Source organism: Nitrosarchaeum koreense MY1 (assembly GCF_000220175.1).
Taxonomy (GTDB): Archaea; Thermoproteota; Nitrososphaeria; order Nitrososphaerales; family Nitrosopumilaceae; genus Nitrosarchaeum; species Nitrosarchaeum koreense.
The window spans coordinates 661,055-685,424 of sequence record NZ_AFPU01000001.1; the positions used below are offsets into that span (position 1 = coordinate 661,055).

Below are 24,370 nucleotides of genomic sequence, written 5' to 3' on the forward strand. Positions count from 1 at the left end.
ACCTAGTGATGATAACCCATATTGAGCCTACCTCGGAATTATACGAGCGTGAAAGAATAATTTTTGCATGCATAAAAAACAACCCTGAGATGCACCATAATGCTCTGCTAAAGAAGATTGTGCCAGAGTATATGGCAAAAACAACCTTTGAGAAGACCAGGGATTCGCTACTTGACAAAGAGATTATCTTTGTAGAAAAAAAGGCAAACATGAAATTTTATGTTCCGACATCAAACTATTCTACAAAATTTCAGCAGCATGTTGAAAGAATTACAAACACGGCATTTCACAATCTTAAAAACTACATAAAAAAGCTAGACGAAGACTACCGCCACAAAGACGTAAACGAAAAGATCAAAATCACAAATTCTGTACTGAAAAACCTGCTACAAACTGACAACGGATTCACACTTTTGGATTCAAACAAAAATCCAAAAAAAACTTTATACCGTGATGAGCATCTGGAAATCCAACAATTAATCTATCATGTTTTTGACATAATTCAAAATGATAAAGATCACGATACAATTTTTCCTACAGTAATGAGCTATCTTTATTCAAGTATGCCTAAAAGATATCAGGAAGTAGAATAACTTGAGACTCGTTTTTATTCTGGAGTGTTTAACCCTCTGTGAAAATGGGACTTCTTTACACTAAATTCTATATTGATTTTGAACCAACAGAGTGGAAAGAACTATCAAGCAACCCTGTAATTTTTGAAACCATTGCAAACGGCGTTTCTCTGGAGATTTATGACACGTCTCAGAATTCATACAAACTAAAATTCAGAAAAGGCGGAAAAATACAGATATTTCGAGTTGTTGGAAAATTCCGTCTAACTTGGGATGACAACGATCTCATTTTGGAAAACAAACAATAAAGTAATAATGGGATTTGTTCTAGTTTGAATAATGTCGCTGCAAGATCAAGCTAAAGAAATTCTAAATGATTTTGATAATGTTGCATCTGATAAAATCATAGAAATTCTAAACCAAATTCAACCATACCTTAAAAGCGAAATTACCCAAGATTACCTAAAAGGGAAGATTGATGGTGTTTTAGGCATGACTGATGAGGCTGAAAAGAAAAAATTCTGCAAGACTCTAAGGCCATATCTTGATTGGTATGTCCAGGGAAATGCCTAGTCTGAAAATTGATTGATTTTATCTAGTGCGTTTTTTACTAGGTCTAGGTCTTTTTTTACAAACGGCAAATCTCCGACCAGTTTTAAAAAATACTCATGTCCTGTATTTTGCGCCTTGTTGATATCTGATTCATAACATGAGAGCGCCTTTACCAGAAATGATCTGTCCTCACTTAGCGAGTTTAGAGTGATATCGTCTGATAGTGCATCTTTAATTTTTTTTGTCATCCCATCTATCTTTGGAATTGTCTTCATGGCCTCTTGCTGAAGCAGTGAGCCAAACATTGCTGATGAGTCCTTTAGCTCCGGACTGCTTCCAAGAGTTTTCAGTCTTTTTTTATAATGATTCAATGATCTTAGAATAATTTCGTATCCTCCCTCATCTTTGAGATAAATTGCACCAAGCCAAATCTTGTCTGACAATTTTTAAAGTTAAATCGCAGTCCTATTATAATTTTTGAATTGATTATTTTTGGATGATTGGCACTAGTACGATTTCTTCTTTCTATTAATATATCAGAATCACGTAAATGATTTATGAATATCAAAAATGAATTTGGTATGACCCAATTACTTGCATGCTGTCCTAATTGTAATGGCTCTGCTCTTTACTGTGGAAAAATACCAACTGCAATAAAAGAAATGGCAAACAAAGAAGTATTATTTTGCAAACAGTGCAAGTTTGTTGTTCCCGTAGAGGAATTCAAAAATATATTGGCTAGCTGTTAAAACAACTCTAGTTGGAAGTAATTCTAATCTTGTAAGTTGGGAGGTTCGTCATAGTCTTCAATGATTGGGGCTGGCTTTCTATTCATAAGATATAGTAAGAATCCTGCTATGGATACGCCTATCCCAAGCAATCCGGTAAATGTCCCTGTATGTTTTATTGCAGAAAAGAATTTTTTCTCATCAGGATCTGTAGATGATATGCCTTGCATTCCATAAAACAATATCAAACCAAACAAAATCATAATTCCGCCTGCGACAATGATTGCAGTCCCACTTTTCATTAAATTCTAAACCTTATTCCATCTAATAAATATCGACATTTTATTTTAAATTTTTGAAAAAATGTGATTGATTTTATACACCGTAATCCCTTTAACTAAAAACAACTTTTGTCTAGTATGAATATCATGCTTTTGATCTTTGTTATGATAATATCTTCTGTATCATTTAGCAGCGCAGCTTTTGCGGCAAGTTATGACATCAACATGCCGACTGGCTCTGCAAGTCCTGATGCCCCATTTTTTTGGCAAAATGAAAAATCTGGATTAGCTACTGGCGACATTGATATCTTTGTTGGAGATACTGTTGTATGGCAAAACGCAGATACTGCAAAACATACTATAACATCTGGAACTGTCGAGGGTGGACCTGATGGCATCTTTGGCGGTTCAAATTTTATCTCACCTGGGCAATCATACAAATTTACTTTTACACAAACTGGTCAATTCCCGTACTATTGTCTGATTCATCCTTGGATGACTGGAACAGTATTTGTCACAGATGGGGCCAAAATCATTAATCAAGTTGGAAAGACAGTAGGCGATGGTTCTACGACATTTAACGTAGAGTATTTTTCTGACAGACTTCTTGCTGTGAGTGCAATTGATGAGGGCCAAAAATCAATCACGTTTGAGATAGTTGGAAACGCTAAATCCGACGATGAAACACTGAAAATTAAATTGCCTTCTGATCTAATTGATGGTCCGTTTGTGATTTTTATTGACGGAAAAAAGATCACTAACTTTGAAGATACAGATGAAAGCGACATCTCCACAGTAACCGTTTTGCTGCCAAACGATGCAAAACTGCTCACAATAATAGGAACGTCTGTTGTACCTGAATTTGGAGTCATGTCAATTGTGATACTTGCAGTTGCTACCACAGTTATCATGCTTGCAAGCCAAAAATCTGGATTTAAAATAAAACTCTGATCGAAATCATTTTAAATTTATGAACATGTGAAATTTGTTTACCTGTTTTTTTATACTTTAGCAAACTATCTCAAAAGTGATTGGAAAGCACTGGTAATATCCAACAATTCACAAATCCACAAATCATTGAAAAAATTCAATATTTCATAGACACCAATAAAGGTGATGTTGGGAGGCTTTATCACATTTTAGAACATTTCAAACAAAACAAACCACTTTATCAATCTGACAAAAATTATTTAGAAAGCAAGCTCAGCGTATCCTTTGAAATAATTGATGAGAAAAAACCAAACGACAATCCCGTCCTCTCAAAGATTCAATTGCTGATAAGCGCTGAAACCGGCGACCCTGGAAGATTGCAGCACATCTATGACATGATATATCAAAACAAACCACTTTATCATTCTGATCAAGTATACCTTGAAAGCAAACTCAATGAACAGGATCCTCCCGAAAATATAGTTACAAAATTAGAATATTCTAAAAACCGTTACTCTGCTCCAAAAGAGACAGTCTTTGAGGCAAAACCTCCTGCAAAGCCTCAAATTCAAAAATTACGAGGCTCAATGCCAAAGGACTGGTCTCCTCCAGAAAGCAATTCAAACGAGCTTACTGGAATATATGAAAAAATAAAAACCGAAGAAGAACTGCTTGCAGAAAAGAAAAAAGAACACGACCAACTCCAACTGCAACGCTCAAAACTATCTCAGCTTATCTTAAACAGAAAGGACTATGAAAAACAAGTCTTACTTGAAAAAACTCTGCTTGAATCTCAAATAAAAGAAGAACATCTCAGCATTCAAAATCAGACAAAGCTATCTGAGCAAATTATTTCACAGAAAGCCGAACTAGAACAAGTAAAGTCTGAAAGAAATGAACTGATGAAGAAAATTTCAGTTGATAAAGAAAAGATAGCAAAAGACTTGGAGTTTCAAAAGAAACAACTTCTCCAGACAAAACTAGAGCAAGAAGAGATTGACAAGCAGATAAAAAACGAACAGATTCAGCTTGCTAAAATGGCCGAAGAGCAAAAATCAAATCTGCTCAAACAATCCAAACTAGCACATGAAATAAATGAAAAGCAAGGATATCTGGAAAAGACCAAAAAAGAATACGAAGACATCGTATCTCAGGTAAACATTGAAAAAAGTAAACTAGTTGAATGTGAAAAACTAAAAAAACTAATTGCCTCTCAGGAAAAAGATCTGGTAAAAGCACAAAAAGAACGACTAAAGATAAACCAGATAATATCAAAAGAGAAAGAAAACATTGCCAAAAAGACAAAAGAGGAACAGGCAAAACTAAAGCAGCAAAGCATCCTTGCAAAACAGCTAGCGTCTGAAAAAAAGAATCTAGAAAAAATAAAACTGGAACGAAAAAAAGTTGAAGAAAAGATCAAAAAATTAAAGCCAGCAAAGAAAACAAGAGCATCCAGTAAGAAAGCAAAGGCAAAACCTGCCAATTCTGAGCCTAAAATAGCAAAATCTACTGAAAACACAGATTCAACCTAGACTGTTTGTATCTAATCAAGATTCACAATCATGTCGCCCAATGTTAATCACTTCTTTGAATTAAACTAATTTTGAATTGTCTTTGTAAAATGAAGTTGCTTGTCGCATTGGTATTCTTGTCGTTTAGTATAATTCCTGTTGCATACGGTTCTGAAATTACTGGCACTCCTAAGATGGAAGTGTTTGGTCCTAATGACTGGATTACTGTTTTTGTAGATGTTGACGGATATGCTGGCGGTTCTGTTGAATGGACTGCAACTCAACCTGATGGCAAAGTAATTACTGGCTCTCTTCCAAGCTTACAAGCATCAAAGGCAACACACAACATTATTCGAACGGCATTTGATAATCAGTTCGGTAATTGGACAATTCAGTACAATTACAAAGACACTCAAAAAACACTTGGCGTTTTTGTTGAACCATTGGATGTAAAAATCACTACTGACAAAGATACCTATGGCAAATTTGATAAAGCAATTATGAAATTTTCTACAAACTATTACGAGCCAAGTGCATCAAAAGCTGAAACTTTGCATGTAAAAATTCTAGATGATAACGGCTCTCCTGCAAAACTAGTTGAGGAATATAAAACCAAAGTATCGCAAGCAAGTATCGTAGAAGTCTTTTCAATGGATAACTTGCTAAAACACAATCCTTCTGGAACTTATCACATAGTTGCAAAATATTATTCAGTAGAAGTCGATGTTCCATTTACTGCTTCAAGTGTAAACGCAGAGACCAACATCTTCATGGGCAGTGACAAAAACCTCTATGATCCTGGAGACCCAGTTGAAATCAACATAGTTGTGCCTGAGATTTCACTAAATTCTGGAGTTTTGACAATAACATATCCGTCTGGAAAGACAAACACCACAACTATCTCCCCAGTTACTCCATTGAACCGAATAACATTTGACGATGTTACGACATCTGAGATTGGAACTTTTACTGCCAAATTTGTATATGGCCCAAACATTGTAACAAAAACTTTTGACGTACTTGCAGAGACACTTGAAAAACCAATGTACAAATCTGAAAACATTGAAGACACAGTTGCAATTCCACAATGGGTCAGAAACAATGCTGATTGGTGGTCTAAAAACCAAATCACAGATTATGATTTTAAAAATGCCTTACAATACATGATAAGAGAAAATATTATTGTAATTCCTGTTTTGCCTAGCTCTGATTCTCCTGTGACTGAAATTCCAGGATGGATCAAAAACAATGCAAAATTCTGGGTAAATGGTGAAATCACAGATCAAGAGTTTGCAAAGAGCATCGCATTTCTAGTAACCTCAGGTATTATCAAAATCTAAAACACTTCAATAGCTTATATTTGCCAAACTAACTTGGCATCGTAATGGTTGCTAAAAAACCAAATCTGCTAAAAATCGTTGAATCCATGATTAACTTGGATCCAAAAATGAGATTTGCTGCAATCATTGATCAAAAGGGAAACATCAGGGAAGCAATTATGAAGAGCGGAAAGACCTCACTAAAAACCCAAAAAGAAGAGGAGCATTTTTGCAAGCAGGTTGCTCAAAGAAGAAAGATGAGACAGGAGTTTAATCGAACTTTGGGAAAGGTTCGATATGTTCACGTTGAAAGAGAAAAAGTAACACAGATGGTAACCTATACTAGAAGAAATATCGTATATTTTACAATGGAGCCTGAAATGCCAACTAACACTAAAATCCGAATCATCACAAAAATTAAAAAAATCACAGCTCATCTTTAATTTCAATACGTTCACATTTTGCTAAATGACTCTCAAAAAATACATCATAGATTCAAAGATGTTTGAGTATGATCGCCATTACCGGGAGTGTCAGCAGAGCAATCAGCCGTTTATCAAAGCCAAAATAAATCCGATAAATGGGAATTATCATGTCCAAATTGACATGATGCCATGCGATTACGAGTTTACAGTTGACGGGGAAAAACAGCTCAAGAAATTATTTGATGACGAGGTTTTGTTTCTAAAATCATATCCGAAAAATTCGTTTAGTGGCAGCAGCATCAATAAAGAACTGTCCTGGTTTGATGGCGTCCTGCCTGACCGGTTGATTTTATTTTGTGAAAAACTATACGACATATCTCAGAATTATCGCGGATAGATTATTTACACTAATATTGAAATTTGATAAGAGCAATTCATGTCAAAACCAATCAAAATTTTAATTGACGAGATGGATGATGGATGGGATGACAAGTTACGCAAGTTGGGATACGATGCATACAGCGTAAAGAAGCTTCGCAGTGACGGCCTAAAACTGCGTACCGATTATTCTGTGATTAATTATGCAAAGGAAAACGACATGATCCTAATTACACGTGATACTGAAAGCGGTCAGGCATGTGAAGAAAATGATTTACCATTCATACTACTTGACAATGAAGAGATTTTCAAGATAGTAGTTGACAAATTAAAAAATATTTGATCAGTTTACGCTCTCTGTTCCTATCTGAGATATCCTTAGATTTCCTATTACCTCATTTAGAAACTCTTCTTCTGGCTGATGTACAATTATCTCCATCATTCCCTCCCAGCAATCACTGATCTTTCTTGTAATTTGCGAGAACATTCTATCTTTTTTAAATGTGGGATAGTGTGACAATAGTTTCATTACTCCATCAATTGATTGTACAATGTGGATAAGATGAATTATTGTTCGCAGTCTTTCTTGAAACTCTAATTTGTTTTGCTCAATTATTTGTTTGAACTCTTTTATGTCCTCAAAAATTATCTCGATCTCTTTATGCACGCCTTTGAGCTGATTGTTTACAGTCTCTGATATGTTGATTATTTGATATTCGATATGGGACTTGCTGTACATCTTTTTTTCCACCTCCCCTGATTCTACAAGCAAACTGATTTCACGATGAACCATCTTTTCATTTCCAACTCTTTTTATCACTCTGCTTGTAAGCTCGGTTCCACGAATCTTTCCACTCTCGTTTAACACACGTAAAATTTCAGTTCTAATAATATCTGAGTCCATATTTTTCTTGGATTAAACTCATTCACTTAAACGTACAAGTGTCTCTTGTGGCTATCTAGGATCATCTGTTGTACTTTTCTAAAACCTTGGACTCGCCGTCTTTTTTTAGCTCTTCAATCAGATCTTCTAAAATTTTAATCCCGTTTATGATTGGTTCCTTGTCTAGTTTTTTGTTTTCTAGCTTTTGCTTTAGCACCATCTTTTCATTGTGTATAAAACTCAAAAGGCTAACCCTGCCCTGTATATTCAAGTTAATGTAAAATTTCACATAGTCATTTGTGGTCTTTATGCCCATGTTTTTGATGATTTTTTCTACTATTTGATTTGTTGTTCTAAATCCTGAGGTTAATGGTGCGTCTATGTGTACTATGAAAAACATACAGAATCTTATCTTTATGAAATATTTCTTACTGTTATGCCAGAATTGGAATATGATGTTTTAAATTCCCTAAGGGAATCAACTGACAGAAAAATTGAACGACTAGAAAAGAGAATAGAAGATTTGCACCTGTACATAGGTAATCTTAATGAGCGACTAAATTATCTAAACGAAAAAATTGCTGACTAGTCTTCTTTTTAATTTATTTTTCATGCATCTGAATATTGCGACAATATGACAGGTTTATTTACAATTTCACCTGTAATGTATTATGGACACATGTGATATTAGGACTCGTGCATACAAAAATGGAAAAACTTTTGCAGAGTGCAGAGAAATTGCAGAGTCTATGAATCCGTCATTTAAAGAACATATTGAAAAAAATGGTAAAGTTATGTGGACTGAAATTTTGGAAAAAGTTGATCATGACGAACTAATTTACAAACTGACATTAAAGTATCTCAGACGAGATGGATACGACATTGGAAATCATAAAATTCCTGAAGTAAAAAAATTTATTTCGTAGAATCTATTTTACAGCTGCCATCTGGGTTTCTGAGTTTTCTTGCCATTATTATTGGCGTTACAAATAACACTGGGATGGATATTGCAATGAAAAATGTTTGCAGCTGTGACAATGCAATGGATAGTGCAATGCCACTAGCAGTTCCGACAAATACTGATAGAAACGTACCTGCACATGTTGGGCATGCAATGAACAATCCTGCAGCTGCACCTATTGTGCTTGCACCTCTTCCTTTTTTTGATATTGTATATGCGCTAACTGCAATTGACATGTTCAATCCGACCAAGTATGATACTACTAGTTGAAGCACCAAGTTGATTGGTAAAATTTGCAATCCTACATGCTCTGTTAGATATATTATGACTTTGGGCATGTATCCAAATTGATCACAGCAAGGAGCAACAAACCCTGAAGGTATGGTTGCACCATAATGTGTGATGAAATTTACTTCTGGCTGATACACAAGTGTTCCTGATATCAAAGAAAAGAAAATTCCATATGTGATAAATGTGACTAGAAAAATTTTTCTTGATTTGGAATTCCATGTGGTAATTGCAATTATTGACAAAATATCAGTTCCATTTTTTCGCACTTTTTCTTTATGATACATGTACAACCCGTATGCTATTGCTCCAAACGCTGCAAGCAGTATGATGTAAAACCCATATGCTATTCTTTGAATTGTATCCATCGCATCTGGTGTGAATACTTCTGGATTTTGGTATCTTGAATAAATTACAAATATGAACGCCATTACTGCAAATCCTAAAACAATTAGTTTTTTTCCACTGCTGGGATATTTCTCTTCCAATATTTTTTTGTAATTTGTTTATGAATTAATTCTATTCTCTTGCTTGCATTGATCTTGGCTGTAATTTACGCATGAATCTGCCGTAGTTGGAATTTTAATTGTTATTTGTTGATTTTGTATCTTTGTTTTGATTGTTTATGATCTGGATCTGAGAAAAATTATTTTTAAATATTTTTTATAAAGTCATGAAAAATTCTCACAAGTTAAAATGATTATCCTTAGTATCTTTATAAGCAGTGAACCGAAATGTAAATTGCATAACAATGGAAATTGATCAAGCACAAGAACCAGATTATGAATCAGTAAAAATCGACTATGTTGGATTTGTAGATCCTTATGCAGTTGAAGGAATGCTTGTCCTCAAAGGCGATGATGACAAAGAGTTTCACATGAGAGCATTTTCTGGCGAGGTTGCAAGACACATATCCAGTTTTGTTGACAGCTCGGCTGAATCAGTTCCGTCCATTTACAAAATGATAGAAGAGATTTGTGAAGAAAACGAGTTGATACTAGTCAAGGTCAAGATTTATGAAAGTGGCGAAGTGTTGCGCGCAAATCTGTACTTTACTGGAAAAAAGGATCTTGTATTGCGAAATTATCGAGCATCTGATGCCATGGCATTAGGGGCTTTGTATAACATTCCAATTCTAGTACGTAAAAATCTGCTAAAAGAACACATGGAAGCATAAGTGACATTTGATCTAAAATAAAATTAATCTACCAGTGCAAACTATCCAAACCAAGTGACTGAGACTAGAGTAAATGATGCATTAGACATGTTAAACATTTTTGCAGATACTATTCGTTCTACTGTTTCTGAGCTTGAAAAGCAAATAGCAAATAAAGAAGACGGCGAGATTAAAAGAACTTTTGAAGTGTTTATGGACATGGAGATAAGCAGAATCTATGTAATTGAGGAGATAATTCGCAAACTAGAGTCTGATGAATAACTAGTTTATCTTGATGATTCCAATTTTGACTAGATGTTCTATTCCACTGATAAAGTCCGTCTCTGTAATCTTGTCTTCTGACCACCACTTTGCATTGTTTCTTACCCACAATGGTATCTCTTGAGTAAAAATTCCAGTCGATTCTCTGACTTCACTCACCTTGATGATGTCTTTTTGCACCAAATACTGTATTCCAATTACAAAATCTCTGTCAGTAATTGTTCCACTTGACCACCACTTTGCATTTTGTTTTATCCATTCAGGTATATCTTGCTCTGCTGGTTTTTCTGATATTGGTTCAAAGATTGGTTGAGGTGTCTCTAAAACTGGAGTAGTGTTGATTGGTTTGAATCCGTTTGGCGTGTAAATTGATTTTATCTTTTGTACGTCGATTGGTTTTATCTTCATTAGCTTTGAGTTCTCATGTGAAAACACTGCCATGATTGACTCTGCATCAACCAATCCTTTTGCCCAAACTGAATTTACTTTTGGATCATCTGCTTGATAGTGACCCAATCCCAATGCATGTCCAATCTCATGAGTTATTGTAGTTCGAAGTTTTTCTGACATTAGTATGCCTTCTCCATAACATACGTTATAGTAGATGTATTTCTCGTCACTTGTTTTGCAGATCTGTATGTCTCTGTAATAGATTTTAATTAATTTAAAACCAGAATCATCTGAATATGTTACTCCTAGCACTCGATACATCTCGTTTTTCTCTGTTGGTATTGGGTAAAATTCAATTATGACGTTACAATCTTTTTGCAGATTGTTTTGCACATCTTTTTCTGTTAATAGTTTGTAGTTTATCTTCCAGTTGTCCTTTGTGTTTTTTCCCTCTTGTACTTGTAATGCAGATTGCCAATCCTGGACTGCAAGCCTTGCAGACTCTTCTAGTCTGTCAACTCCCCACTGTTTTAGATATGGATCCTGTTCCAGTGTTGGTTGATATGTGCAGACAAGCGGTGTGTCAAAGAATTGCCTGCCAAATATTTTGTATTCGATATTGTATCCAAACGAATCATGTACAAGATTTATGCTCAAAAGAAAGCCTATTGCAAACAGCATGATTATGATTTTCAATATCTTTCTTGATTTTCTAAAAACTTAAGGATTTAGTAGAATGGAATCATTTGGTCTGATTTATTTTTGCTAAACATATTTAATGTCAAATTAAAAATTGCACAACGTGGGATTTTTCAGAAAAGAAAAAGTCATACTTGACACCAAGTGCAGAGAATGTGGCATGGAGTTCTCTGAAACTGAGAGAATGCTGCGCCACATGATAAAGGCTCATACAAAGAAAAAACCAAGTTGCAACTGCTGACAAAGTATTAAACAGCATCTTTTCGTATCTTATACATGAGTGAACAAGAAAAAATTATGGATAATCTACTAAACGTAGATCTTGAGATAATTGATTGCGTTAGGGCACTTCAAGAAGCTAACTGGGATTCAGGTAGTCTGAAACAACAAGTCGGTGATTTGCTAAAACTCCGTGATGATATGGTTGAAAAATTAATGTCATTAAAAGGCGATGATCACGAATGTGGTTGTGGTCATCAACACGAATAATTGTAAATCTCTAATTCTTATTTTTTAAAATGACTGGAGTGATCCTCTACTAAATAATCACTGCTTGGACTAAAAAGTAGCTGTTCTTTCGAACACTCTCCAGTCAAGAGTAACTGAAATTTCTCACTTATTATAATGATTCCTCTGAATTATCAAAAAAATTCTCTGGAAACATGTTTCTTATCTTTGTCCTCTCGTCTTCATATCTTTTTATTTTGTCCTTGCCTGTTTCTGAGTCTAGCTCCTCAATCTTCTTTGTGAGCGTTTTATACATGATTAGGTATTCTGGAAATTTTTTTGGAAGTTCTGTCATTTTAAATGGATTAAATAATGATGAATGTCGGTAATATTTATGAAATTTTTGATACTGTTTTTGTTCATATTTTCATTTACCGGGCTTGCCTTTGCAGAAAGTGACGTCCGCACTTTGATAGTTGGAAACCAAATTATGATTACTGCCGACGTTACAAACAGCCTCAACACACAACAGCCATTTGTATATATCACTCAGGTAAAAAATTCAGATAATATTGTAGTGTCTTTGTCTTGGCTTACTGGTTCGCTTTCTCCTCACCAGTCATTTTCACCTGCACAATCTTGGACATCAACTGAAATAGGCATGTATGCAATTGAGGTATTTGTTTGGAAGAGCATCGATAATCCTGAAGCGTTGTCAGCTCCATTGTTTATGAAAGTAAATGTCATTGATCCAAAGACATGATCAAACTGTAAATGGCTTTTGATGAAATTTAATGCAGATGGTGTTGATGCCATTTATTATTTCTGCAATCTTTGAATACTCTGATTGTTTTTCTGAAATGTCATTTTTTATAATTCTCATGTAATGGATAATTTTTTTTACTTGCTTGTTTTTCTGATTCTTTGATATTGCTGCAGTTGATAAATCCTTTAGGTTTGCAGAGATGTCGCACAACTTGATTAATTTTGCATCAATTGATGCATTTTTTAATTGCGTGACATACTGCTGCTCGATGTCTTTTTTTGCAACGCTCTTGTCTTTTGTCAAAGATAGAATAATGACTGCAATTTCCCGTCCAAATTTTTCATTTATCTGATCAAATGTCACATCAGTATCTTCTATGATGTCGTGCATCCAAGCCGCTGCAAGGACGTTTTTGTCAGTGACTCCTAAATTTTTGAGTCTGTTTACAACTCCTTCCAAGTGATCAGAGTATGGAGTAACCCCGTCTTTTCGTTTTTGATTTTTGTGTTTCTCATGTGCAAGTTTTTTTGCCTTTAGTACAATGTCTGCACTGTCTTCCATGCGGTTTTGGTTTTATCCCCGGTATGTAGAGGTTTATTCCGTGAAGATATACTTAAGTTTGATATTTGTGCCTATTGTCTGTGAGTGACGCAAACTATCGAGCCACTTTGGTAATTCTAAATGATATCGAGTCACACGGACTGGTCCAGTTTAATGAGCAATACTGTGACGAGGAATTTTTTAAAAATTTTTTAGAGTTTGAAAAAGACTTTTCAAATTCGTTTCATGATGTTGCACGCAGCCTTGGTTCTCAAAATCAAGAGACAATGGTCTTTGCAATTTATTCAGAGATGTCCTTTATTATGTCGCATCTTGATGTGATAAACAAGTTTCTCAAAATTATTGTAAATCCTGCTAAACTAAAGGGCGGCTTTGATGAGAACACTTCGCTTTATCAGATGGTTACTAAAATTTGCAACAAGATGCAGTATTCTGAAAAGCTAAAAAATTCGATACGTGGAATGTTTCTGCTTGGCTTTAGAAATGCAATAACTACTCAGCAATATCGAATCTATCAAAATGATGATCTTGTAATTTTCCCAAATGACGAGAACTTAAAAAAACATTTTAGCATAAAGGATCTTACCGATTACTCATTACAGGTAATAAGTATGCTTGAGGCAATGATTGACTGGTCAAATGGCGGAAAAAAATCCGTTGATAATTCTACTAACGCTCTTTATTCGCTAGTTGATGATATGAAAAGACAAGTCGAATTATTGGATAAAAAACTAGACAGACTATGCTAATTTTTCCAAAATGGATGTGACATTTCTCAAAAAGTTCCACTGTTCTTAAGTTTCAAGTTTACGTAAGTAAATTGTCCTAATTCGTACTGTCTAGTTGAAATAGAGATATTTCAGCGAGACTTTATTTTTTAAATTTAATCCTTTTATATCGTATTTTTCAGACTCAATTAAATGGTAATAAATGGTATTTTTAAAAAATTATCATTGATCGTGCTCAAAAATCCTGTGTTGGTAGTGCGTAAATTGTAAAAAATATCGAGTTTTATTTTTATATGATTTTTACAAAAAAATCAAACTTGTATATTATCATTTAAATTTTAGAATATTTTAAACTATGAAGAAATTATTGGATTCTAAACCCCTTTTTATGGATAATTCCTACGTCCTTGTTAAATACAAAATTTACATAATGGGGGTATGCTTAGATTAAAAAGTAAAAAAAACATCATCAAAATAATTCAAAGTAAATGGAATCAATTAGAAAATCCTGAAGAAGAATGGATATAATTAGAGAATAGTCTAATTGAAATCAGGTTCTAAACTCTTTTCATCCCTAATTGTCTATCTTCTCTATAATCCTAAATGCTTCATAATTCGGCAAACTCATCAGCAATCAGACATAGCTTTCTTAATCATCAGCAATTGATAATTTTCATTCTATGATATATTGGTATTTTTGCTGCAAAGCATAACTTTTTGATATCCCAAAAACCATTCTCACTTTATGGCTAACATGGATAAACTGTACAGAAGCATTGCTGCAAAAATTATCCAAAGATGCCATGGCAGCATCAAAATTACAAAGCACGGAAAAATAATCGAAGTCTATGATGTAAACAGACACATCTGGAGCAAGGGACTGGCAGGACTAATTATCAAAGAGGAATGCAAAAACGCAGATCTCAAAGAATGGGAGTTTGCACATGTCAGAACCTATGTAATTCAACAATTACTAAAATAACCTAGTATGTTACTTTGCGAATCAGGTGCGGCTCTTTTAGCATCACTTGATAGTCTTTGGCAGCTGACAGTTCAACTTCCTTGAGATTGTGGTTTGTAATTACAGTCAATGCTTCACATCTTGAACAAAGTATTGTCTGGCCGTCTGATCTTCGTTCAAAGACAATATTTTTTTCCAGTTTGTCGTCTTTTTGGCACCTTGGACAGATCTTTGGCTCTTTTAGAATCGTGATTATCTCTTTTATGTAGATGGTTCTTGGCACAAGTCATTTTGTTATCCCCTGACAGAAAAGAGTTTGGATATGTCAATTGGCATCCAGCAATTCTGGTCCAAATAAAACCGTTCTAAAATTATTTGAACCAAAACCGTTGAGTATTCGATATATTTCTCAATCTAGCCAATCAACAATAATTTTTGTATCCTCGTTGAAATATGTCTTTGGGCATTTCAATTATATTGATTTAAAAATTAGTTTATCTATTAGATATAGATATGACTGAAGACATTTGTGATTTTTGCAAAGGACTAGGCTCAATATCTTCCCATGATTGCGTTTATTGCAATGGCACTGGGGAATGGAACCAGGCAGCACAAGCATATGTCAAAAATCACATTTGCCAATGTATAGTACTTGACAGAAAGTTTTGCCCGGTTTGTAACAAGGCATGTCATCATGATACTTCGTTGAATCCAAAACAGAGAATTGATCCAGGTTATGGCGGTTCATCAATTCCAGAAATTACTGTAATTGCTTAGGTAACTATCTCATCAAGACGCCCTTCTTCTTGGGCCTGTCTTATTTCCATGGCGATTCTTTTGCCAATTCCAAATGTTTTGCCGTACTGATATTTTGTGTACGGGCTAGTAGTTGCAACAATCGGATTTCCAGGGACTCGCAATGACACATCATACACTACAAGCTCCAAATCCTTTGTAATTACACTCTGCAAAGAAAATGGCCCAATGATTCCTGGGGCGTATTCCTTTTTGACTGCAGCTACAAACTTGTCGCCCATCTTGATTACTTTTTCAAGCAACGACTCTCTGATGCTAGCTGGTGTGTGACCTACCTCGATGTTTTGCAAGTCAATGTTGATATCTAGCTGCTGTTTTGCTGGAAGCGCGTTAAAGTCATGGACGTTTGTCTGCAGTCTTCGTTCAATTCCAATAAAATCAACCTGCTTTGATATTGGAGTGTGAAAGAAATTAAAATTCATGTATGTGCCAATTGCAAGTTCCTCGATGCTTGCTTGTTCTAGGCCCTTTCTTGAAATTAATCCTTGTTTTATTTTTGCTTCTGATTTTTCTTTATAGTCTTTGTAAGATGATACTGTGAAAAATGCCCGCTCTAATGGTCTCTTTAATTCTTGTACCTTTACGATACATGGCTTGTTGATGTTTTTTGGGTCTTTGAATAACTTTGGAAATTTTATTCTTGCCTTCTCTAGTAAAAAGTACTGGTTTCTTTTTGCTGTTCTCTCTTCTGCTTGGAATAGTTTTCTGTTTCCAAATATTGGAACCTTAAATGAATTTTCCAAGGTTTTGTATCCAAGATATACAGTCAGTGATCTATGAGGAACTATTATGACATTAGAGTCTCGCATGGCTTTTTGATTTTTAGTAGATGCCATATCCTTGAATTTATTTAACACAACAATCTCGTCTGCTATTCTTCCAAATCTCTGGTATGGTCCTTCCCTTCCTTTTTGGCAATACACTAGCGTCTGAAAGTTTTCATCTTTTGCCCCATCCATTACCTCAAGTGCAGAGTGACTTCCCATCACACCAATCTTTACATCAGAATATCCATTTACAATTTTTTTAATCTCAGAAGAACTAATCATAAGATAACTAGAATACAGGAACTAATATAGCTAATTTTCAAAAATCAGCCTCAAAAAATAGCATCGAATTTTTACATTTAGAATTTTAATTAATGATAAGTTTGAAAAATCAAATTATGAAAGTAGTGGTAAAATTACAATAGTCATTATAGAATAGGTTGCAGCCACACCCATTACAAAATAAGACCATGTTGGTCTGATGCGTATTTTTTTAAGTACGGTCAGAACGAAAATACTCACAGAAACAATAGACGTACTTTTTGCTACCAGATTTAAAAAGTCTTTTAGTTCATCTGTCTTGTTCTTGAATATTATTTCAAAATTACTTGCCCCAAACGCCAGTAATATTCCTAGAATTATTCCTAAAACCAATAATATGATCTTGGTTGGATTAATCATGTGCAGGCAGTTGAATTTATTTCACTCATATTAATCCATTATTGAAAATCGAAATTGTATTTATTAGAATGAGATGTAGTTAAAACTCATGACAAAAGATTTGAAAAAAACCACAACATTTGATGTCAAAAAAAGAATCAACAGGTTAAACTTTGATCAAAAAACAAATTATGTTCTCCTCAACTTTACAAGAGTAAGATAGAATGGAAAAAATACCGCAAAATGAAAGGGCACTAATTCTTCAGGGAGGTGGTTCCCTCGGAGCATATGAAGCAGGGTGTTATGACGCAGGTTACAAGTTCCTAAAACACAGAAACACACTAGAAGATCAAAAGAGACCGATGTTTGATATAATTGCAGGCACATCTATTGGTGCAATCAATTCTGCAATAATTACAAGTTATGTGGTAGAAAACAAGACGTGGGAAGGTTCTGCAGAACGGTTAATTGATTTTTGGAATTATATTTCAACAGAATCATTTTTAGATAAAATTCCAAATTATATGACACAATGGTGGGATAATTATAGAAAGTTTTTCACAAATCTTGCAGATGCCGAAACTACTAGGAGATATTATTCTTCAAAAGAATTTACTGCTACTGGAGTCTCCAAAGTATTCTCACACCCTCAGATGGTTGCTGACAATAGATTCTTTGATATGTTTAACGTGTGGTACAGATATGATTCCAAACCACTAAAAGAAAGCCTAGAAAAATTTGCCAAATTTCCTATTGCCACTAGTCGTGAATATGATCAACCAAGACTATTGCTTGTCGCTACTGACGTAGGAGAAGGCATGCCTGTTGTGTTTGATAGCTATGAAAAAGAGGATGGTGGAAGACATAGTGGTTATGGAAAATTAATTGTAGATGAAAATAACAAAAAGAATTCAATAATAGGATTTGAACATGTCATAAGATATGATGATGGAATAACTGCAGATCAGGTCATTGCAAGTGCATCAGTACCAGTTAACTATGATTATGTCAAGATGGATGCAGAACGTTATGACTCAAATACAAAGAGATATGAAAAAGAAGAACGTTTTTTCTGGGATGGTGGGATTCTAATCAATACACCATTAATGCAGGTGATTATAGCTCAAAGACAATATTGGTATTATGGTAAGGGAGTAAAGGGCATCCTGCCAAAACTTGATGTAGTTCAAATAAATTTGAACCCTGCACGAGTTAACACAGTTCCTTTCGATTATGATGGTGTAAAAAATAGGGTTTCAGATATTGTTTTTGCAGATAGAACAAAGAACGACGAAACGATATTGTTGTTTCTTCAATCATTTCAGGAGATGACAAAAAAATTAATCAATATGTCAATTGAACGTGGAATAAAACAAGAAGTAATTGATAAAATGCTCGATGAACCACTACCTATGCAACACCGCTTTGTTGGTGCAATGGCAACAAAATATCGTGATTTTGTAGAAGGTGAACTAAACATAGGTGAAATCATAAGAATTGAAAGAGAACATGATGACTATGCGGTTTCAAACAAGGTTTTTGATTTTACTTCAAACACAATAAAACGCCTCATACAAAACGGTTATGATGATATGATTGATTATCTTAAAACCCGCTTTAGTTCAGAATATCTAAAAAAGATTGGCATGTTGACTGACATTTGAGATGTTAAATTAACCAATCACAAGATTTTTCTTAATACACATTACAATACTGATATGTTTTATTCCGTTGAATTACAGATGGCCGGAGTTATCTTGCTTACTGCCATGGCAGTAGGTGGAATCTCTTTGTGGATTAAGCGAAGACAAGAACAGAAAAAACTGGATGCTGCAGATGAGGCACAAACTAGCTAGTGCTAAAATCATCGTACCATCTAATAGATAAAATACCATGAATGATTAGATAGTTTACAATGAAGCTGATAGTTGGCATTACTGGCAGTACTGGTGTAATCTATGGCGTTCGCTTGTTAGAGGTCTTAAAGAAACTGGGAGTTGAGACTCATCTGATAATGTCAGAGTGGGCAATCAAGTGTCTTGCAATGGAGACAGAATTTCAAATAGGCTATGTAAAGTCACTTGCAACTACAACTTCTGATGAATCAAACATGGCAGCAAGCGTTTCAAGTGGAACTCATAAGGTTGATGGAATGATTGTCGCGCCATGCAGCATGAAAACATTGTCTGCAATTGCAAATGGGTATGATGACACATTGGTTGCAAGGGCAGCAGGTGTGACAATTAAGGAATCTAGAAAATTAATTTTGATGGTTCGAGAAACTCCGCTTTCTGCAATCCATCTTGAAAACATGTTAAAATTATCAAGACTTGGAATTGTAATACTGCCGCCAGTTACAGAATTTTATACAAAACCAAAAACAATCGATGATATTGTAAATCACGGAGTTGGAAAGTGTCTGGACCAGTTTAATCTGGAGCACGGTTTATACCCTCGTTGGGGTACTTTCAAATTATAATTGGCTAGAGTTGTTTTTGAAAAGATCATAAAGGCTGACAGAAAAAAAGTTTTTGAAATTACTACAAACTATGAAAATTTCCAAAAAATTCTTCCACAATACTATCCCTCAACTAGAACCATTTCAGTTAGGGGAAATAACTCACTTGTAGAGGAGCACTTGATGCTTGGAGGACAGGAATTTGTAATCATGGCAAAGCATGTAACTGACGAACCAATCCTGCACGAACTATTCATTGTTGGCGGGGATGCAAAGGGCACTCACATCACAACAAGATACGAGCAGCTTCCAAACGAAACAAAACTAATTTTGGAGATTGATTGGAAGTTTAAAGGACTAAAGAAACTGGGTTTTGGCAAAGACAAGATTCCAAAGGAATATTCTAAAATGATTGATGAGTTTGCTATTATTGCAGAAAACTAGTCTATTTTTTCTTTATTTTTATAATCGTTGAGCTCTTTTTCGCCTTCTAGTTTTCCTTTCTCAAATTCGCCTTTTGCTTTACCAAAAGTTTTTGCCAATTCGGGAATCTTTTTTGCACCGAAAATTAAGACTACTCCTAATATTACTATGATAATTATCTCATATCCCATTGGTGGTGCCATCTGAGCTTTAAGCTATGTTTTGAGATTTAAATCTTTTTTACTTTTTTTGCGCTCAATTATTACCATTCCTCCAAAATACAATGCCATCATAGGTACTGCAATAAACCACATGGTTACACCGCTTCCATCTGGAGTAACTATTGCCCCAAAAACTACAATTGCTAGTATTGCATATCTGGCATTTTTTCTCCAAAACTTTGAATCCACAATTTCGGCCATTGTTAATGCATACATTATCAATGGGATCTGAAATGATATGCCAAATGCAAGTAAGTATTGTAAAACAAAAGCAATAAAGTCCATGATGTTAAGAAACGTGATCAATCCTGACGCATCTCCGTATTTGTAGAGAAATTCCAGCATGAATGGAATTACTAGGAAATATGAAAAGATACACCCGGTAACGAATAATCCTAAAGCGGGTAGTGCGATGCTTCGTGTTATTTTGATTTCCTGTTCTTTTAATGCCGGTTTGATAAATCCCACTGCCTCTTTGATTATCATTGGCATTCCAACCACTATTGCTACAAGTGCTGCAACATAGATTTGAGCAAAAAATGCTTGTCCTGGTTCTGTTTGAATTAACTGTACTCCTTGTGGAACTAGGTTGTTTTTCATGTGTGTTGTAATCTGTGCTGCAATATTGTTCACAGGATCAATTTCAGGATAATACAATTGAACTCCCAATATCTCGATAGGATACAAGTGACATGAAATTACAAATGCAAAAATAATTCCTAAAACAATGATGATTCTTACAAAGCGTTTTCTTAACTCTTCTAGATGTTTATTGATATCTTCAATAGATGACATCTGAAATCAGTCTATCTCATCGCTTTATCTATTTGCCTGGAATTGGAAGTAATTTTGCTTCAGGCAATCCTGCGTTTTTGAGCTCCTCCAGACTCAGGTCTTGGAACTCTAAAGATATGATTGCTTTTGTCTTGAATTTCTGCTCCATGCTTTTTGCTAATATTGCAATGTCTTTGCTGGAATAGATTTCTTTTGAATCTTTAAGAAATATTCTCTCACCTTTTTCCATCTCTTTTCCTCCAAACTTTTCTTGCAGAAAACTGGTAATTGATGGTAATTCTTTTCTTGGAATATTGTTGTGATAGTAGGTGATTCCCTTGACTGATTCATAATCGTATGGTGTACCGTTTCTATACATGAAAAGGCCGATGAAGATTGCTTGTACCTCTGGTTCTCTTACACACTTTATCTCCCAGTTTAGCAGTTTCTCTTCATTGTATACAAATTTCTCCATTTCGTCTGGAGTAATCTTCCAATATCTTGATCTTGACAATCTGTGGTATTCTTTTCTAATCTGATATAAATTTCAATGTTTGGCGATGTTTTTGCGTCGTTTAGTAATTACAACTTCTATGACTAGTCCTGCAACCACTACAATCAGAACTGTAACTACAGACCAAAGTATCTGGACTATTGGATCAAATGCTTGTGTCATTGGTGCAGTATCCATAATTGGTGAAGATTTCATCATTGTATCTGCAGATTCTGACATTCTTGCCATCTCGTCTATTGGCACTGATTCCATTGCTACATCTGCAGACTCTTCTGGAATTGACTTGAATGCCATCTCTGGAACATCTGGCGGCATTTGGGTATTTGCCGACATGTCTCCATCTTGCATCACATTTCCTTTTTGAATTAGTTGAGATGAAAACCATGCAGCAATTGATGCGCCACCAAGTGTTGCTAGTCTGTGAATTCTGGTAAACGAATTAAACAGCGATTTACTCTTTTTTGCAGGCTCTGACATCATTGCAGGCAAGATGACTATTGCAAGCTTGTCTACAGTGTAAAACTTCATGTCATGAGACTTTGTATTTTTTCCAATGTTGGTAATTTTTACTACTCCTGCATCTTGCATCTTTTTTAAATGATAAATTACAAGTGGCAATGAGATTTCGGTCTTTTGTGATATTTGATTTGCAGTTAGAGAATCATTAAATAGAATTTTTAAAATTGCTCTGCTTGAATCTGAACTAAGTATCTCCCCAACTGACTTTAGCTTTGAATCCTCAGTAGATAAAATTTCGACTCTGTCTGCAATGCCTATTGTATCTCCCTCAGTATCTTTTAGAGCATCTCCAATCTCGTCTTTCATTGAACCAATAAAATTTTGAATCTCTTAATAACGCTTGTCGTTAAATTGAAATTTAATCAAACCTTATCTACAAAATTATTCATTGTATAATCATGAAACATTCAAAACAAATCTTTACAGCCATGATTGCTGTACTGGTAGTCTCTGTAACTGTGGGTGCAATTTCACTGACCCCAAATGCAGTAGCTCAAGAAGAAGTCACTCCTTTTCCATCAAGGGAAAAAGTGATCTCAGTTACCGGTAATGCAATCTCAAGTGTAAAGCCAAACCTTGCAAACATTAGTTTTGGTGTTGAAATTCAAGAAAAAACTGCCAAAGATGCACTGGCTTCAAATTCTGAATTGATGAACAAAGTGATTGCCGCAATAAAACAAGTAGGAATCACTGATTCGGAGATCAGTACATCCCAGTTTAACATCTATCCTGTATACGATAGTTATCAGGACAAGGAGACTGGAAGATATACCCAAGAACTAATTGGATATAGAGTAAGCAACATTATCCATGTTGAAACTGAGAATCTTAACAGTTTAGCTGCTATCATTGACAGCGCAGTTGAGGCAGGTGTAAACAGAGTAGATAGCGTATACTTTTCACTATCTCCAGAACTTGCATCAAAACTCAAAGACGAACTTTTAGAAGAAGCAGTTCTCAATGCAAAGTCAAAAGCTGAAATGGCACTAGCCCCACTCAATTACAAGATAATTGGAGTAAAGGCAGTCTCTCTTTCTGAATTTTCAATGCCATACCCAATGCCAATGTACGACATGGCATACAGTGAGGGAATTGCAAAATCCTCAGCCCCTACACCGATATTTTCATCTGACCAAGATGTCAATACAAGTGTAAATGTTGTCTTCCTAATTGGAAGCAACTAACTTTTTTTCTTTTTTAATCGTCTATACTTCCACCCTGTCCAAACAAGACTGGCATGGTGTATGTGCTTGTGATGTTTTCCATCTTCTTAAAATCTCTACAAATCTATCTAGTCCCAATTCTGCATCATGTTCTATTTTGAGAAAAACATCGTATTTTCCCCAAATGCCGTTTTCTTCCATTACTCCCTTTATGCTTCTCAGGTGAGTGATTACCTCCTTTTCATGTCCTGGGTTGCAAGTATGTAAGTTTGCAATACTATGGTATTGTTGTCTTAATGATATAACCTATCTGTTATTTTTTAATTTGAGTATTGTTGATTTAGTTTCTCCAATCAGAACTGTCTTTACAGATTCTGAATGAAACCAACAAAGATTCTCATTTGATAAACATTGGTAGCACTTTACAATGGAATCAAGTGATCTTGATAGTTCCTTGTTTCTTAATGAATCGTTTTCAAACGAATACTTCATTATTTAGTATAGCACGTATCGGCATTTAACTAGATGTCATTTTGTTTAGTCACATACGATTTTGAAAATTCCCGTAATTGGGAATTTTTACATGCGATCATTATTCATAAACCCTTAAGTTCATACACTTTTGTAAAAAACCATTGAAATCAGCCACAGTTATTGTGTATGTTCTTGGGGCAGTTGCTATTTTGGGAGTATTGGCAGGACTGCATCAAATTGTGATATATCAAGCTGAAATTGCATTTGAGGATTTTGAGTCAAAACAAAAATTATCTGATATCAAAGAACAGCCAACCCCAAAACCAGTAATAGAAAACAAGACAGCTGCTGAAACGGAAAAATGATTCCTTCTTGAAATCTTGTAGGAAGATAGATTAACCTCTTTTTGATTTTCCAACTTGTTGGCTGTCTTTAATGTTCATGTAACAATTGAAAACAAACCAGGCATTAGCGATCCTGAGGGTGAGACAATTCTAAATGACTTGGTACTAAAAGGCGGAGACTCTTCAATATCTAAAATAAAGACTGCCAAGATGCTAAAATTTACAATCAAAGAAAAAGACAAAAAATCTGCACAAGCAAAGGTGCAGAAAATATGTGACGAACTAAGAATCTACAATCCGATGGTAAGCAAAGTCACAATTGATGTCTTTGATGCATCCTAAATTGTTCTAGTTGCAAACAGCGATCAACTAATTATTGATTTTTGAGTTTTTTGACTAGACTCAAATTAAATATCTCT

At 34.9% G+C, this 24,370-nt stretch carries 43 protein-coding genes; 27 read left to right on the forward strand and 16 right to left on the reverse strand.

What is annotated here, in order from left to right; all coding sequences use genetic code 11:
- The first annotated feature begins 8 nt into the window (after nucleotides 1-8).
- From MY1_RS03800 to MY1_RS03810, 3 genes are read left to right on the forward strand one after another with little or no spacing between them, the layout of a single operon-like run.
- The gene (locus MY1_RS03800) at nucleotides 9-593 is read left to right on the forward strand and encodes a hypothetical protein (protein WP_007550373.1); all 585 of its coding nucleotides are present in this window, start codon (nucleotides 9-11) and stop codon (nucleotides 591-593) included.
- 44 nt (nucleotides 594-637) lie between these two features.
- Nucleotides 638-880 carry a hypothetical protein gene (locus MY1_RS03805; RefSeq protein ID WP_007550374.1) on the forward strand — a complete coding sequence of 81 codons (243 nt, stop codon included), beginning with the start codon at nucleotides 638-640 and terminating at the stop codon, nucleotides 878-880.
- A gap of 31 nt (nucleotides 881-911) precedes the next feature.
- On the forward strand, nucleotides 912-1,145 hold the full coding sequence (locus MY1_RS03810) for a hypothetical protein (protein ID WP_007550375.1): 234 nt from the start codon (nucleotides 912-914) through the stop codon (nucleotides 1,143-1,145).
- On the opposite strand, the gene MY1_RS03815 is transcribed toward MY1_RS03810, so the two are convergent.
- Nucleotides 1,142-1,567, reverse strand: coding sequence for a hypothetical protein (locus tag MY1_RS03815; RefSeq protein ID WP_007550376.1), 426 nt, complete (start codon nucleotides 1,565-1,567; stop codon nucleotides 1,142-1,144). The genes MY1_RS03810 and MY1_RS03815 overlap by 4 nt on opposite strands.
- Before the next feature lie 114 nt (nucleotides 1,568-1,681).
- Here MY1_RS03815 and MY1_RS03820 point away from each other — a divergent pair, with 114 nt between their 5' ends.
- Nucleotides 1,682-1,873, forward strand: a complete 192-nt coding sequence (locus MY1_RS03820) for a hypothetical protein (RefSeq protein WP_007550377.1) — start codon at nucleotides 1,682-1,684, stop codon at nucleotides 1,871-1,873.
- Between the two features lie 23 nt (nucleotides 1,874-1,896).
- Here the strand turns inward: MY1_RS03820 and MY1_RS03825 are convergent, their stop codons facing one another.
- On the reverse strand, nucleotides 1,897-2,154 hold the full coding sequence (locus MY1_RS03825) for a hypothetical protein (RefSeq protein ID WP_007550378.1): 258 nt from the start codon (nucleotides 2,152-2,154) through the stop codon (nucleotides 1,897-1,899).
- 117 nt (nucleotides 2,155-2,271) lie between these two features.
- On the opposite strand from MY1_RS03825, the gene MY1_RS03830 reads away from it, so the two are divergent.
- The 6 genes from MY1_RS03830 (at nucleotide 2,272) to MY1_RS03855 (ending at nucleotide 7,039) form a co-directional block, all read left to right on the forward strand.
- Nucleotides 2,272-3,084, forward strand: coding sequence for a PEFG-CTERM sorting domain-containing protein (locus MY1_RS03830; RefSeq protein ID WP_081470644.1), 813 nt, complete (start codon nucleotides 2,272-2,274; stop codon nucleotides 3,082-3,084).
- An 80-nt stretch (nucleotides 3,085-3,164) separates the two neighbouring features.
- A complete protein-coding gene (locus MY1_RS03835; protein WP_007550380.1) occupies nucleotides 3,165-4,595 on the forward strand; it encodes a coiled-coil domain-containing protein in 1,431 nt (476 codons plus the stop codon).
- A gap of 89 nt (nucleotides 4,596-4,684) precedes the next feature.
- The gene (locus tag MY1_RS09390; RefSeq protein ID WP_007550381.1) at nucleotides 4,685-5,914 is read left to right on the forward strand and encodes a hypothetical protein; all 1,230 of its coding nucleotides are present in this window, start codon (nucleotides 4,685-4,687) and stop codon (nucleotides 5,912-5,914) included.
- Between the two features lie 44 nt (nucleotides 5,915-5,958).
- Entirely contained in the window at nucleotides 5,959-6,336 is a 378-nt protein-coding gene (locus tag MY1_RS03845; protein ID WP_007550383.1) for a DUF6659 family protein, read from the forward strand.
- A 163-nt stretch (nucleotides 6,337-6,499) separates the two neighbouring features.
- Nucleotides 6,500-6,715 carry a hypothetical protein gene (locus tag MY1_RS10010; protein WP_237698788.1) on the forward strand — a complete coding sequence of 72 codons (216 nt, stop codon included), beginning with the start codon at nucleotides 6,500-6,502 and terminating at the stop codon, nucleotides 6,713-6,715.
- Nucleotides 6,716-6,754: 39 nt separating this feature from the next.
- Nucleotides 6,755-7,039 (forward strand): DUF5615 family PIN-like protein, encoded by a 285-nt coding sequence (locus MY1_RS03855; protein WP_007550384.1) that lies wholly within the window; start codon nucleotides 6,755-6,757, stop codon nucleotides 7,037-7,039.
- On the opposite strand, the gene MY1_RS03860 is transcribed toward MY1_RS03855, so the two are convergent.
- Nucleotides 7,040-7,600 carry a hypothetical protein gene (locus tag MY1_RS03860; protein ID WP_007550385.1) on the reverse strand — a complete coding sequence of 187 codons (561 nt, stop codon included), beginning with the start codon at nucleotides 7,598-7,600 and terminating at the stop codon, nucleotides 7,040-7,042.
- A 61-nt stretch (nucleotides 7,601-7,661) separates the two neighbouring features.
- Nucleotides 7,662-7,823, reverse strand: a complete 162-nt coding sequence (locus MY1_RS03865) for a hypothetical protein (RefSeq protein ID WP_237698789.1) — start codon at nucleotides 7,821-7,823, stop codon at nucleotides 7,662-7,664.
- Between the two features lie 138 nt (nucleotides 7,824-7,961).
- Here MY1_RS03865 and MY1_RS09690 point away from each other — a divergent pair, with 138 nt between their 5' ends.
- Nucleotides 7,962-8,168 carry a hypothetical protein gene (locus tag MY1_RS09690; protein WP_192805797.1) on the forward strand — a complete coding sequence of 69 codons (207 nt, stop codon included), beginning with the start codon at nucleotides 7,962-7,964 and terminating at the stop codon, nucleotides 8,166-8,168.
- Between the two features lie 82 nt (nucleotides 8,169-8,250).
- Nucleotides 8,251-8,505, forward strand: coding sequence for a hypothetical protein (locus MY1_RS03870; RefSeq protein ID WP_007550388.1), 255 nt, complete (start codon nucleotides 8,251-8,253; stop codon nucleotides 8,503-8,505).
- Here MY1_RS03870 and MY1_RS03875 read toward each other — a convergent pair.
- Nucleotides 8,495-9,259, reverse strand: a complete 765-nt coding sequence (locus MY1_RS03875; RefSeq protein ID WP_192805790.1) for a hypothetical protein — start codon at nucleotides 9,257-9,259, stop codon at nucleotides 8,495-8,497. The genes MY1_RS03870 and MY1_RS03875 overlap by 11 nt on opposite strands.
- Before the next feature lie 320 nt (nucleotides 9,260-9,579).
- Here MY1_RS03875 and MY1_RS03880 point away from each other — a divergent pair, with 320 nt between their 5' ends.
- The gene (locus MY1_RS03880; RefSeq protein ID WP_007550391.1) at nucleotides 9,580-10,005 is read left to right on the forward strand and encodes a bifunctional nuclease family protein; all 426 of its coding nucleotides are present in this window, start codon (nucleotides 9,580-9,582) and stop codon (nucleotides 10,003-10,005) included.
- A gap of 54 nt (nucleotides 10,006-10,059) precedes the next feature.
- The gene (locus tag MY1_RS03885) at nucleotides 10,060-10,266 is read left to right on the forward strand and encodes a hypothetical protein (RefSeq protein WP_007550392.1); all 207 of its coding nucleotides are present in this window, start codon (nucleotides 10,060-10,062) and stop codon (nucleotides 10,264-10,266) included.
- Here MY1_RS03885 and MY1_RS03890 read toward each other — a convergent pair whose 3' ends face one another.
- The gene (locus tag MY1_RS03890; protein WP_117439716.1) at nucleotides 10,267-11,352 is read right to left on the reverse strand and encodes a zinc metalloprotease; all 1,086 of its coding nucleotides are present in this window, start codon (nucleotides 11,350-11,352) and stop codon (nucleotides 10,267-10,269) included.
- 106 nt (nucleotides 11,353-11,458) lie between these two features.
- Here MY1_RS03890 and MY1_RS09850 point away from each other — a divergent pair, with 106 nt between their 5' ends.
- Both MY1_RS09850 and MY1_RS03895 read left to right on the forward strand, forming a co-directional pair.
- The gene (locus tag MY1_RS09850) at nucleotides 11,459-11,596 is read left to right on the forward strand and encodes a hypothetical protein (RefSeq protein ID WP_192805777.1); all 138 of its coding nucleotides are present in this window, start codon (nucleotides 11,459-11,461) and stop codon (nucleotides 11,594-11,596) included.
- 35 nt (nucleotides 11,597-11,631) lie between these two features.
- Entirely contained in the window at nucleotides 11,632-11,844 is a 213-nt protein-coding gene (locus MY1_RS03895; RefSeq protein ID WP_007550395.1) for a hypothetical protein, read from the forward strand.
- Between the two features lie 130 nt (nucleotides 11,845-11,974).
- Here the strand turns inward: MY1_RS03895 and MY1_RS03900 are convergent, their stop codons facing one another.
- Nucleotides 11,975-12,157: a hypothetical protein gene (locus tag MY1_RS03900; protein WP_007550396.1), complete on the reverse strand. Its 183-nt coding sequence runs from the start codon at nucleotides 12,155-12,157 to the stop codon at nucleotides 11,975-11,977.
- Nucleotides 12,158-12,196: 39 nt separating this feature from the next.
- On the opposite strand from MY1_RS03900, the gene MY1_RS03905 reads away from it, so the two are divergent.
- Nucleotides 12,197-12,565, forward strand: a complete 369-nt coding sequence (locus MY1_RS03905; protein WP_048109661.1) for a hypothetical protein — start codon at nucleotides 12,197-12,199, stop codon at nucleotides 12,563-12,565.
- On the opposite strand, the gene MY1_RS03910 is transcribed toward MY1_RS03905, so the two are convergent.
- Nucleotides 12,566-13,129, reverse strand: a complete 564-nt coding sequence (locus MY1_RS03910) for an HD domain-containing protein (protein WP_007550398.1) — start codon at nucleotides 13,127-13,129, stop codon at nucleotides 12,566-12,568. It abuts the gene before it with no gap.
- A gap of 80 nt (nucleotides 13,130-13,209) precedes the next feature.
- Here MY1_RS03910 and MY1_RS03915 point away from each other — a divergent pair, with 80 nt between their 5' ends.
- The gene (locus tag MY1_RS03915) at nucleotides 13,210-13,878 is read left to right on the forward strand and encodes a hypothetical protein (RefSeq protein WP_052296743.1); all 669 of its coding nucleotides are present in this window, start codon (nucleotides 13,210-13,212) and stop codon (nucleotides 13,876-13,878) included.
- 724 nt (nucleotides 13,879-14,602) lie between these two features.
- A complete protein-coding gene (locus MY1_RS03920) occupies nucleotides 14,603-14,839 on the forward strand; it encodes a hypothetical protein (protein ID WP_048109663.1) in 237 nt (78 codons plus the stop codon).
- Nucleotide 14,840: 1 nt separating this feature from the next.
- On the opposite strand, the gene MY1_RS03925 is transcribed toward MY1_RS03920, so the two are convergent.
- Nucleotides 14,841-15,101: a hypothetical protein gene (locus tag MY1_RS03925; RefSeq protein ID WP_048109665.1), complete on the reverse strand. Its 261-nt coding sequence runs from the start codon at nucleotides 15,099-15,101 to the stop codon at nucleotides 14,841-14,843.
- Between the two features lie 230 nt (nucleotides 15,102-15,331).
- Between MY1_RS03925 and MY1_RS03930 the strand changes: the two genes are divergently transcribed.
- The gene (locus MY1_RS03930; RefSeq protein ID WP_007550404.1) at nucleotides 15,332-15,595 is read left to right on the forward strand and encodes a hypothetical protein; all 264 of its coding nucleotides are present in this window, start codon (nucleotides 15,332-15,334) and stop codon (nucleotides 15,593-15,595) included.
- On the opposite strand, the gene MY1_RS03935 is transcribed toward MY1_RS03930, so the two are convergent.
- Entirely contained in the window at nucleotides 15,592-16,683 is a 1,092-nt protein-coding gene (locus tag MY1_RS03935) for a formate--phosphoribosylaminoimidazolecarboxamide ligase family protein (protein ID WP_007550405.1), read from the reverse strand. The genes MY1_RS03930 and MY1_RS03935 overlap by 4 nt on opposite strands.
- Before the next feature lie 114 nt (nucleotides 16,684-16,797).
- A complete protein-coding gene (locus MY1_RS03940; RefSeq protein ID WP_007550406.1) occupies nucleotides 16,798-17,082 on the reverse strand; it encodes a hypothetical protein in 285 nt (94 codons plus the stop codon).
- Between the two features lie 203 nt (nucleotides 17,083-17,285).
- On the opposite strand from MY1_RS03940, the gene MY1_RS03945 reads away from it, so the two are divergent.
- Genes MY1_RS03945 through MY1_RS03955 form a run of 4 tightly spaced genes read left to right on the forward strand, consistent with a single transcriptional unit; the run spans nucleotide 17,286 to nucleotide 19,963 of the window.
- Nucleotides 17,286-18,725 carry a patatin-like phospholipase family protein gene (locus MY1_RS03945; protein WP_007550408.1) on the forward strand — a complete coding sequence of 480 codons (1,440 nt, stop codon included), beginning with the start codon at nucleotides 17,286-17,288 and terminating at the stop codon, nucleotides 18,723-18,725.
- Nucleotides 18,726-18,779: 54 nt separating this feature from the next.
- The gene (locus MY1_RS09855) at nucleotides 18,780-18,917 is read left to right on the forward strand and encodes a hypothetical protein (protein WP_192805778.1); all 138 of its coding nucleotides are present in this window, start codon (nucleotides 18,780-18,782) and stop codon (nucleotides 18,915-18,917) included.
- 59 nt (nucleotides 18,918-18,976) lie between these two features.
- Nucleotides 18,977-19,540, forward strand: a complete 564-nt coding sequence (locus tag MY1_RS03950) for a UbiX family flavin prenyltransferase (RefSeq protein WP_007550410.1) — start codon at nucleotides 18,977-18,979, stop codon at nucleotides 19,538-19,540.
- Entirely contained in the window at nucleotides 19,541-19,963 is a 423-nt protein-coding gene (locus MY1_RS03955; RefSeq protein ID WP_007550411.1) for an SRPBCC family protein, read from the forward strand. It begins immediately after the preceding gene.
- Here the strand turns inward: MY1_RS03955 and MY1_RS03960 are convergent.
- From MY1_RS03960 to MY1_RS03975, 4 genes are read right to left on the reverse strand one after another with little or no spacing between them, the layout of a single operon-like run.
- Nucleotides 19,960-20,145, reverse strand: coding sequence for a twin-arginine translocase TatA/TatE family subunit (locus MY1_RS03960; RefSeq protein WP_007550412.1), 186 nt, complete (start codon nucleotides 20,143-20,145; stop codon nucleotides 19,960-19,962). The two genes, MY1_RS03955 and MY1_RS03960, sit on opposite strands and share 4 nt — an antisense overlap.
- A gap of 12 nt (nucleotides 20,146-20,157) precedes the next feature.
- Complete coding sequence (gene tatC, locus MY1_RS03965) at nucleotides 20,158-20,958, reverse strand: twin-arginine translocase subunit TatC (RefSeq protein WP_007550413.1); 801 nt, start codon at nucleotides 20,956-20,958, stop codon at nucleotides 20,158-20,160.
- A 28-nt stretch (nucleotides 20,959-20,986) separates the two neighbouring features.
- Nucleotides 20,987-21,451 (reverse strand): hypothetical protein, encoded by a 465-nt coding sequence (locus tag MY1_RS03970; RefSeq protein ID WP_007550414.1) that lies wholly within the window; start codon nucleotides 21,449-21,451, stop codon nucleotides 20,987-20,989.
- A gap of 33 nt (nucleotides 21,452-21,484) precedes the next feature.
- Entirely contained in the window at nucleotides 21,485-22,276 is a 792-nt protein-coding gene (locus MY1_RS03975; RefSeq protein ID WP_007550415.1) for a winged helix-turn-helix domain-containing protein, read from the reverse strand.
- 92 nt (nucleotides 22,277-22,368) lie between these two features.
- On the opposite strand from MY1_RS03975, the gene MY1_RS03980 reads away from it, so the two are divergent.
- A complete protein-coding gene (locus MY1_RS03980; RefSeq protein WP_007550416.1) occupies nucleotides 22,369-23,154 on the forward strand; it encodes an SIMPL domain-containing protein in 786 nt (261 codons plus the stop codon).
- Between the two features lie 21 nt (nucleotides 23,155-23,175).
- Here the strand turns inward: MY1_RS03980 and MY1_RS09520 are convergent, their stop codons facing one another.
- Nucleotides 23,176-23,334, reverse strand: a complete 159-nt coding sequence (locus MY1_RS09520) for a hypothetical protein (protein ID WP_007550417.1) — start codon at nucleotides 23,332-23,334, stop codon at nucleotides 23,176-23,178.
- 434 nt (nucleotides 23,335-23,768) lie between these two features.
- On the opposite strand from MY1_RS09520, the gene MY1_RS03990 reads away from it, so the two are divergent.
- Both MY1_RS03990 and purS read left to right on the forward strand, forming a co-directional pair.
- Complete coding sequence (locus MY1_RS03990) at nucleotides 23,769-23,972, forward strand: hypothetical protein (protein WP_007550420.1); 204 nt, start codon at nucleotides 23,769-23,771, stop codon at nucleotides 23,970-23,972.
- A 57-nt stretch (nucleotides 23,973-24,029) separates the two neighbouring features.
- On the forward strand, nucleotides 24,030-24,293 hold the full coding sequence (purS, locus tag MY1_RS03995; protein ID WP_007550422.1) for a phosphoribosylformylglycinamidine synthase subunit PurS: 264 nt from the start codon (nucleotides 24,030-24,032) through the stop codon (nucleotides 24,291-24,293).
- The last annotated feature ends 77 nt before the right edge of the window (nucleotides 24,294-24,370 follow it).